Origin of the sequence: Bacillus sp. EKM202B (genome assembly GCF_011066025.1) — a bacterium.
GTDB classification, from domain to species: Bacteria; Bacillota; Bacilli; order Bacillales; family Bacillaceae_G; genus Bacillus_A; species Bacillus_A toyonensis.
In genome coordinates, this window is the sequence record NZ_JAAMNK010000085.1 from 1 (window position 1) to 1,303 (window position 1,303).

A 1,303-nucleotide genomic window follows, 5' to 3' on the forward strand; every position below is an offset into this window, starting at 1 on the left:
TATTGATATGATCCCCTCATAGTAGACAGTAGAAAGAAAGCACATTAATCTGTTTACGTATGGGGGGATTTTGTATGGGGAAAATCAAAAAAACTTATGATGTCTTTTTTAAGAAAAAAGCAGTAGATCTATATTTAAAAGAAGGAATGGCATATAAAAAAGTGGCAAAAAAATTAGGGATTGACCATACAATGGTTATGCGTTGGGTAAGGTATTTTAATGCTGAAGGGATTAAAGGGTTAGAGGAGAAACGAGGAAAATCAAGAAAAAAGTGTAGAAAAAATTCTAAAGAATCGCTAGAGACTGTAGAGAATAAAATAAAACGTTTAGAAGCTGAGAATGAAATGTTAAAAAAGCTCTTAAAAATGTGAAAGGAGGAATGACAGCTGTATCCAAAAGTGCAAAATTTGAAGTTATTCAAGAACTCTTTGAAAAGGGTTATACAATTACGTTATTATGTGATATTGCTAAAGTATCAAGGAGTGGCTATTACAAATGGTTAAAACGACAGACGTTTCTCTCCGAGAAACAATTAGAAGATACCGCCATTAAGGCAAAGATATTAGAATGCTATAAAAAATTAAAAGGAATTTATGGATACAGAAGAATACAAGTATGGCTTAAACTTACTTATAATTTGCATTTTAACCATAAACGTATACAGCGGTTAATGAAAGAATTGGGAATTCAATCAAGCATTCGAAAGAAACGCCCATATTACGGAAAAAAAGAAGCTTATGTGATTTCACAGAACTATCTCAATAGAGACTTTTATGCTATAGCACCAAATCAAAAATGGGTAACGGATATTACTTATCTAAATTTTAATGGTCAAAAATTATATTTATCCGTAATTAAAGATTTGTTTAACAATGAAATTGTTGCTTACAACATAAGTTGTAGAAATGATCTTGAACTTGTAATAGATACTCTCGAAAAAGCTAGAAAAAAACGGAACTTGAAAGGAATCCTTTTGCATAGTGATCAAGGTTCTCAGTACAGGTCTAATCAATATCATCTACTACTAAAGAAATATCAAATACAAGCTAGTATGTCTCGCAAAGGAAATTGCTTAGATAACGCATGTATAGAGAGTTTTTTTAGTCACTTTAAAGCAGAATGCTTTTATTTATATTCTTTCAAAACGGTTGATGAAGTTAAGGAGGCCGTACATCAATATATTTATTTTTATAATCATCAAAGATTCCAAAAAAAATTAAACAACCTGAGTCCATATCAATATCGAACGCAGGTTGTTTAATTGTGTTTTTTAAGTCCTGTCTACTTGACAGGGATCACTGCA

2 protein-coding genes are annotated in these 1,303 nt (G+C 31.0%); both read left to right on the plus strand.

What is annotated here, in order from left to right:
- The first annotated feature begins 74 nt into the window (after positions 1 to 74).
- Complete coding sequence (locus G9F74_RS29375; protein WP_023441316.1) at positions 75 to 371, plus strand: helix-turn-helix domain-containing protein; 297 nt, start codon at positions 75 to 77, stop codon at positions 369 to 371.
- A gap of 8 nt (positions 372 to 379) precedes the next feature.
- Entirely contained in the window at positions 380 to 1,261 is an 882-nt protein-coding gene (locus tag G9F74_RS29380; RefSeq protein WP_023441315.1) for an IS3 family transposase, read from the plus strand.
- Positions 1,262 to 1,303 lie beyond the last annotated feature (42 nt).